The sequence below is a fragment of the Butyrivibrio sp. genome (assembly GCF_024699075.1).
The window spans coordinates 1-7,404 of sequence record NZ_JAILQF010000313.1 but is presented as its reverse complement, the minus strand read 5'-3'; the positions used below and the strand labels follow the sequence as shown (position 1 = coordinate 7,404).

Below are 7,404 nucleotides of genomic sequence, written 5' to 3'. Positions count from 1 at the left end.
AATGCATATGGCCCTGATTATAAGGGATATCTTCTGATTCTCATGCTCCTTCACGAAGCTATAGGCTCGGTTGATGAGGAGACAAAGCGCATGATGGACATCATGGAGCTTGATATCCGCAAGGTTAATGGATATGAGAATTTCAGGATTGACGGCTGTATTGACTGCTTTAAGGTTACAGCAACCTTTTATGGTGAGAGCGGCCAAAGCTATGAATTTACAAGGTATTTCGGTTATGAAGAAGCTCCAGAATGATATTTTTTGGGAAAAGAAATGTAAGAAATCGATTTTGGGTCTTAGCCCTTATCTTTTTATGGAAATAGTAGGTAGGTAAGTAATGAAGCACCTGGGGGTGTCCTTTTCGGACAAAATACATAAACTAAATAAATTCAAAAAGCAAAAGCCTCTCCGGGCAGAGCCAGAAAGAAGGAAAAGGATATCGCCAGGTGCTGCCATTACACTTGAGGCATCGATCCTGATACCTCTTTTTCTGATGTTCTTTGTAACAGTGTTCTCTCTATTCGAGATGCTAAGGCTTCAAAATGCTGTTGAGATAGCACTTCATCAGACCGGCAATGAGATATGTCTTCTAAGATATGAAGCCGACATGGTATGCCAGGTTGGCGAAGACATCCTTAGTACAGGAGATGAAAGTGAGACCATATTCAATGATCTTGCAGAGATACCTGATGATTATAAGACTGCCGGAAGGAATATATTTGATGCAGGCCTTACTTATGTAATGGTCAGAAGCTATCTCGATAACACAAGCATATTGGAAACTCCTGTTCTTTCAGGAGAAATAGTGGTAGTTCCTCTGAATCTGACACATGATGGGGAAGTTGGACTTGAGGCTATATATACTACTCATCCATACTTTAACTGCTTCGGACTTGCTGATATCAGGATGGAAGCCAGATATTATGGCCATGACTGGTCAGGCTTTGAAGTCGCATCTTCCGAAGAGGAAGAAGAGGAGGAAGAAGAGCCTGATGTCTATATTGCAAAAAGAGCCGGTGCTGTATATCACAAAGATAAGGGATGCTCTTATCTTACAAGAAATATACACGACTGCCCTTATGAAGCTATAGGTGATGAGAGAAATAAAAGCGGAGCCAAGTATTACCCGTGCGCTACATGCGGAGGAGGAACTTCCGGAACTGTTTATTACACAGATTATGGAAGAAGGTATCATAGCAGCAAAGACTGCCATCAGTTAACAAGGGATATTATCACATTGAAGCTTGATGCAGCAGAGGAACAGGGATACAGGCCATGTTCAACATGCTGTCATTAAGAGCCTCAAAAAAGGTGTCTAAAATATTTATATTTAAATGAATCTACTTAGGAGTTTAGGATCATGATCTTTATAGTTTTAATAATGCTGATACTTCTTATAGCAAGTATCTATGATATAAAGAATAAAGCCATAACAGTGCCAATGCTTGTAATAGGCGCTGTTACAGCAGTAATCTGCGGAATCTTTCAGCTATACTTTGGCACAACCTTGTATTCAGAAATAGTATCTCTTTTTCCTGGTGCACTTGTTCTTGCTATTGCATATCTTACAAGAGAGCAGATTGGATTTGGAGACGGCTTTATGATCCTATTCCTTGGACCTGTATTTGGGCTTGTTAATGTCATCATAGGGATCAGCGCTGCCTTTATCTTATCAGCTCTGTTTTCTGCAGCACTTTTAATATTCAAAAAGGCTGGAAAGAAATCGAAGCTTCCTTTTCTTCCCTTCTTGACAGCAGGAATGGGGGTAGTCTGTGCAATCTGCAGTATCTGAAAAAGAGCCAAATGGTATAAACAAGGCTTTGGGAGCTTATCTTACAGTTGAACTGTCACTTATTTTCCCAATAGTACTTCTTGTCATAGTTCTTGTCATACACTGGTCTTTTATGATGTACGACAGAGTCATAATGTCACAGGATGCGTATCTTCTGGCTTTAAGAGGGGCTGTAATATCTGATGAAGAGCCAGAGAAGTATGCAACTGAAAATAGCGACTGGCAGTTTGGGTCCTGGTATTTTGGCAGCCCCAAACCTACAGTACAGACAGAAAGTGACTGGCTTTTTAATACGGTCAAGGTAACTCTTTCTACAGAGACTTATCATGCAGGAACAAGTTATTACAGCGTAAAGGCTGAAGGCTCCTGGGCATCGTCCATATCCTGGACCGCAAAGTATACAAGGCCCGCTAAGAGGGTCAGACTTTTTACAAGGGCTTATGACCTGTATAAAGTCTTTACATCTTCTGATTAGCAGTTAATACAAAGTCTTAATAAGAAATAATAAAGGACATAAGAAAGAAGCATACAAAAGAAAAGCAAAACTGACATAAAAAGTAGCATACAAAAGATAAGCAAAAAAGATGTAAAAAGTAACACGTAAAAGATAAGCAAAACTAACGTAAAAAGTAACACGTAAAAGATAAGCAAAACTGACATAAGAAAGTATCATACAAAATAAAAGCAGAACATGCTTTAGAAAACAACAAGAGATAAATAAAACTGACATAAGAAATAGATATTAGAAATAGATATTAGAAATAGATATCAGAAAGAAATAAACCAGCTGGTAAAAAACAAAGACATGGGAATGGTATTACAAGGAGAAACGAGTATGAATTACAATATCCGTTATGAGAGGGATCTGTCACATAATTATATAGTCATGGAACTTGGAGATAAGGACACAGCAGATTACAGATACAGGATGCTTGAAGCCCAGAAGACCAAAGGGCTCATGGCATGCAGCTTAAGAAGAATTAATTCTGATTCATTCTTATATTATGAAGCAGACGGACTTAGAAGTATGGCAGACAGGTTTGCAAGCAGGGGAATGAATGCCGCACAGCTTATGGATTTCTTTGCAGATCTTGAAAAGACATGCACGGATATGGCTGAATATTTGCTGGAAGAAGACAGCCTTGTCATGACAATGGATACAGTAATGTTCAACCTTGTAGACGGACATTTTCGTTTTCTCTGCCTTCCTGGAGATAACAGGGAGGATATAGAGACTTTTGCCATAGAGCTTACAGATAAGGTTGATCATAATGATGAAAGAGCAGTTAATGCAGCTTATGAATTTTGTTCTCTTGTAGAAGAAAATGGATATAACCTGTCTGTGATCGCAGGAATGATGCGCGATAAGATGTCTGAAACAGATACATCTAAAAATGCTGTAGTAAGTGATAATAAAGAGTATTCGCAGGTATTTGATAACAGCATGGTAAGTGCTCCTGTTCATCCTGATTTCTACGAAGACTTTGAAGATGATGAGGAAGAAAAATCAAAGTCAAAGAAGTCCAGGAAAAAAGATAATGACTTTGATATAAAGAGCTACTATATTTTTTCTATACTTTCTATTATTATAGGTATTTTGGGAATTGCCATAAGATATTGCTATCATCTTACACAGAGGCAGAATATAATATCTCTTTCAGTTATAGCAGTAACCCTCATTATGGGACTTGCATCCCTTATATATGCAAATCATAAACAGAAAACTCTTGAGATGAAGGAAATAGATGACAACATCAAAACAGAGATGTCCCATGTAAAAAAGAAAAAAGAGATTGAGAAAAAGCGTAAGAAAGCTAAAGCCTTCGATGATGATGATTTTGATATAGATGATGATCCTGGTAAAACATTCGGGCCATCCGATCCATCTTTTGCCAGATCAGATGAGAAGGCCTTTGGCTCAGTAGCATCCCCCGTTCTTATGCCCAACCTTCAGATGTTCGCATCAAGGCAGTCAGATACTATAAAAAGAAGTACCATGAAGCAGTCAGATCCTGGTACAACAGTCTTAAACAGGCCCAGATCCAAAGCTAGAGGAAGACTCTACAGCAGAGGCCTCGACAGCTGCATTCAGATAAGCACCGACAAGCTCCCCCTTACACTTGGCAAGATGGAAGGATGCGTAGATTTTGTAATTCCTGAGAAGACCATAAGCAGAATGCATGCACGTCTTTTTGAGGAAAACGGAGACATGTATCTTGTCGATCTTGGATCCACCAACGGAACCTTCCATAACGGCGGAAGATTACAGGCCAAACAGGCTGTAAAGATAGTTCCGGGCGATGAGATAAGGCTGTCTGATATTGTTTTTGATTACAGGTAAATGTGTTATACTTAATTATGTCTAGGGATACAACAGCTCCATTGCAATTGCATGGGGCTGTTTAAGTCATTTATAAATTCTCACCTCTTATCGAGCTAAGGTGGGGACTACATGTGAATCTTGAATCATAGATCTTGAACATATGTTTAGTTGGAGGGCACTCAGCCATGAAGATCAACATTTACTACGGAGGCCGCGGCATTGTTGATGATCCGTCTTTATATGTGATCAACAGGATGACGGATGTTCTTAAGGAACTTAATGTCGAAGTGGCACAATACAATCTTTTTGATCAGAAGAGTACGATCACAGCTCTGCCTAATTCCCTTAAAGATGCTGATGGTATCATTTTGGCTTCTACAGTTGAATGGTACGGAATCGGCGGCTATCTTATGGAGTTTCTTGATGCCTGCTGGCTTTATGGCGACAAAGACAAGATCAGCCACATGTATATGATGCCTGTTGTCATGTCCACTACATACGGTGAACGTGACGGAGTGACAAGCCTTGAAACAGCCTGGGAGATACTTGGCGGTCTTCCCTGCGATGGCGTCTGCGGCTATATCGCTGACACTTCACTTTTTGACAAGAACCAGGATTATATACGACTTATAGAAAAAAAGGCTGAGAATTTCTACAGAACAATCTCTCAGAAAATAACTGCGCTTCCTGCAAGCAATCAGGTAGTTAAGCAGAAGGTTTCGCTCACAAAGAGCGTAGATCTGACGCCGCAGGAGTCTGAGCAGCTTTCAAGATACGTATCGGATGACAGATATGTTCAGACGCAGAAGGCAGATATACAGGAACTGTCATCTCTTTTCCGTGATAAGCTCAAAAATGATGAGCGCTCGACTTCATCAGAAGAATATATAGAAATTTTCAAAAAACATTTTAAAAATGATACCCAGGTTAAAGGAACTTATGCTATAACTGTTACTGACAGGCCCGGATTTAAAACAATACTTTTAAATGCAGGGACAAGTCTTTCGGCAGAAGTTGTTTCTTCTGAAAAGAGTGAAATGGATGTTGTACTTCAGATGACACAGGATTCTCTTGACCAGATCGTCGGAGGACGCATGACATTCCAGAGAGCATTTATGGCAGGTAACATGAAGATGAAAGGTGATTTCAAGCTTCTTCGCGGCCTTGATCAGATATTTGATTTTGGCGCTTAGTAAAGGTAATAAATGGATTAAGTAATCCTATCTATGCGAAGTAAGACCTTTATATTTTTAGGCGCAGAAACAGAGGATTTATCGCAGTTTATGGCAATGTATGATCAGCAGTGGTATAGGGACTTTTACGGCAAGTATCTTACAGCTTTGGTTATGGTGGTACTTTTTATCGCCAATTTAGTGTTTTACATTTGTGAGATACTCTTTGGAGATGAGCTTATAATAGGCGGAGCCCTTATTACCGAAAGCGTACTTAATAATGGTGAGTGGTACAGACTTATAAGTGCAATGTTCCTTCATGGAGATATATTTCATCTTCTCTCCAATATGGTAGGTTTGTTCTTTTTGGGCGGCCTTGTGGAGATCAGCATGGGGCATGTGGAATTTGCTCTTATATATCTTATTTCCGGAATTGGCGGTAATATCGTATCAGTCATTATCGATAACAGTTATGACTTTTTTGGCTATTCCATAGGAGCAAGCGGCGCGGTGCACGGCCTTATAGGAGCCATACTTGTCCTTGCCATTCGAGAGAAGCTAAAGGACAGAGCCCAAAAGAAGGAAGAAGCCCGTTCTTATAATATAGAGAGTTTACAAGATGAAAATGTGACTCTTTATGATGACAATACTACTAACCCTGCGCCAGATGAAAATAAAGAAAACAGAACTACATCCGGAAGCTTTCTTTACAGAGTGATATTTGTAGCTATATTTGAAATCGCAATAGGCTTTAGTGAAGCTAATATCAATAACGTGGCTCATATTGGCGGCTTTATTATAGGAGTACTTGTAACTTGTATTCTGGTACTTATATGTGGCAAGAAAATAAAGCCATTGAATCTTTAATATATCAACATGGTAATAAAAAGGAGAGCGTATGAAAAACGACAACTGTATTTTTTGTAAACTTGCAAACGGAGATATTCCGACCAATTCAATCTATGAAGATGATATGTTCAATGTGATCCTTGATAATGGCCCTGCCAATCTTGGACATGCACTTATTCTTCCCAAGGAACATGCAGCTAATATTTTTGAGATTGATGAAGAGACACTTGGTAAAGCAATGATCCTTGCCAAGAAGGTTGCAAAGCAGCTTAAAGATAAGCTTGAGTGCGATGGCGTTAACCTTGTTCAGAATAATGGGGCAGCAGCTGGTCAGACTGTAGAGCATTTCCATCTTCATGTAATACCTCGTTACAACAACGATGGACAGACTATAGGCTGGAAGCCAACAGAACCTGAAGATGACAAGCTGCGCGATATCTGCAGACAGCTTAAATTCTGATCGCAGATCAAAGGCCTTGTAAATAAAGGTTGATCATAAGTAAAGACTCCCCCACCTTAATATTCAGGCGGGGGTTTGTTATAGTATGATACAGGTACCAGGTAGTACTTCTGGGACTACTTCCGGGACCGGTTCATATATCAGGCAAATATATAGGGGATACTATGCGAGAATTAGATGTAAAAGAGATAACAACAGCAGTGAAAGAGATGGTCATAGATGCCAATTATCATCTTTCACCGGACATGCAGAAAGTGCTTAATGAAAAAGCAGAAACAGAAAAGTCAGAGCTTGGAAAAAGCATTCTTTCCCAGCTTCAAAAAAACCTTAAGATAGCAGATACAGACCAGATACCGATCTGTCAGGATACTGGAATGGCAGTTGTATTTATTAAAGTGGGCCAGGAAGTACATCTTGTAGGCGGTAATATAACAGATGCCATTAATGAAGGCGTAAGACAGGGCTATACAGAAGGATTTCTTAGAAAGTCAGTTGTAGGTGACCCTCTTATAAGAGAGAACACCAAAGATAATACACCTGCAGTTATTCATTATGAGATAGTTGAAGGAGATAAGGTTGAGATTACCTGTGCACCCAAAGGCTTTGGAAGTGAGAACATGAGTAAGGTCTATATGCTCAAACCTGCAGATGGCGAAGAAGGCGTAAAGAACGCTATACTTCAGGCTGTAAAGGATGCAGGCCCTAATGCGTGCCCACCTATGGTAGTAGGAGTGGGAATTGGTGGCACCTTTGAAAAGTGCGCTCTTATGGCTAAACAGGCACTGACAAGAGAAGTTGGTAAGCACTC

The 7,404-nt window shown here is 39.9% G+C and carries 9 protein-coding genes; all 9 read left to right on the top strand.

Features of this window, described 5'->3' with window-relative positions:
* A partial coding sequence (locus K6G87_RS12600) for a DUF5702 domain-containing protein (RefSeq protein WP_296837820.1) occupies positions 1-255 on the top strand: 255 nt, incomplete at its 5' end.
* Positions 256-337: 82 nt separating this feature from the next.
* Complete coding sequence (locus K6G87_RS12595) at positions 338-1,297, top strand: hypothetical protein (protein ID WP_296837819.1); 960 nt, start codon at positions 338-340, stop codon at positions 1,295-1,297.
* Positions 1,298-1,360: 63 nt separating this feature from the next.
* Positions 1,361-1,792, top strand: coding sequence for a prepilin peptidase (locus K6G87_RS12590; RefSeq protein ID WP_296837818.1), 432 nt, complete (start codon positions 1,361-1,363; stop codon positions 1,790-1,792).
* Positions 1,773-2,267 (top strand): TadE/TadG family type IV pilus assembly protein, encoded by a 495-nt coding sequence (locus K6G87_RS12585; protein ID WP_296837815.1) that lies wholly within the window; start codon positions 1,773-1,775, stop codon positions 2,265-2,267. Before K6G87_RS12590 ends, K6G87_RS12585 begins: the two co-directional genes overlap by 20 nt.
* Positions 2,268-2,627: 360 nt before the next feature.
* The gene (locus tag K6G87_RS12580; protein ID WP_296837811.1) at positions 2,628-4,133 is read left to right on the top strand and encodes a DUF6382 domain-containing protein; all 1,506 of its coding nucleotides are present in this window, start codon (positions 2,628-2,630) and stop codon (positions 4,131-4,133) included.
* A gap of 167 nt (positions 4,134-4,300) precedes the next feature.
* The gene (locus K6G87_RS12575) at positions 4,301-5,308 is read left to right on the top strand and encodes an SCP2 sterol-binding domain-containing protein (RefSeq protein WP_296837809.1); all 1,008 of its coding nucleotides are present in this window, start codon (positions 4,301-4,303) and stop codon (positions 5,306-5,308) included.
* Between the two features lie 90 nt (positions 5,309-5,398).
* Complete coding sequence (locus tag K6G87_RS12570; RefSeq protein ID WP_296837806.1) at positions 5,399-6,154, top strand: rhomboid family intramembrane serine protease; 756 nt, start codon at positions 5,399-5,401, stop codon at positions 6,152-6,154.
* A 31-nt stretch (positions 6,155-6,185) separates the two neighbouring features.
* A complete protein-coding gene (locus K6G87_RS12565; RefSeq protein WP_296837805.1) occupies positions 6,186-6,596 on the top strand; it encodes an HIT family protein in 411 nt (136 codons plus the stop codon).
* A gap of 164 nt (positions 6,597-6,760) precedes the next feature.
* The coding region (locus K6G87_RS12560) for a fumarate hydratase (RefSeq protein ID WP_296837802.1) at positions 6,761-7,404 on the top strand (644 nt) is incomplete at its 3' end.

Bases quoted from the DNA above. Each gene is read 5' to 3' on its own strand.
- K6G87_RS12595 (WP_296837819.1), top strand. From the start codon at position 338: ATGAAGCACCTGGGGGTGTCCTTTTCGGACAAAATACATAAACTAAAT.
- K6G87_RS12590 (WP_296837818.1), top strand. From the start codon at position 1,361: ATGATCTTTATAGTTTTAATAATGCTGATACTTCTTATAGCAAGTATC.
- K6G87_RS12580 (WP_296837811.1), top strand. From the start codon at position 2,628: ATGAATTACAATATCCGTTATGAGAGGGATCTGTCACATAATTATATA.
- K6G87_RS12575 (WP_296837809.1), top strand. From the start codon at position 4,301: ATGAAGATCAACATTTACTACGGAGGCCGCGGCATTGTTGATGATCCG.
- K6G87_RS12570 (WP_296837806.1), top strand. From the start codon at position 5,399: ATGGCAATGTATGATCAGCAGTGGTATAGGGACTTTTACGGCAAGTAT.
- K6G87_RS12565 (WP_296837805.1), top strand. From the start codon at position 6,186: ATGAAAAACGACAACTGTATTTTTTGTAAACTTGCAAACGGAGATATT.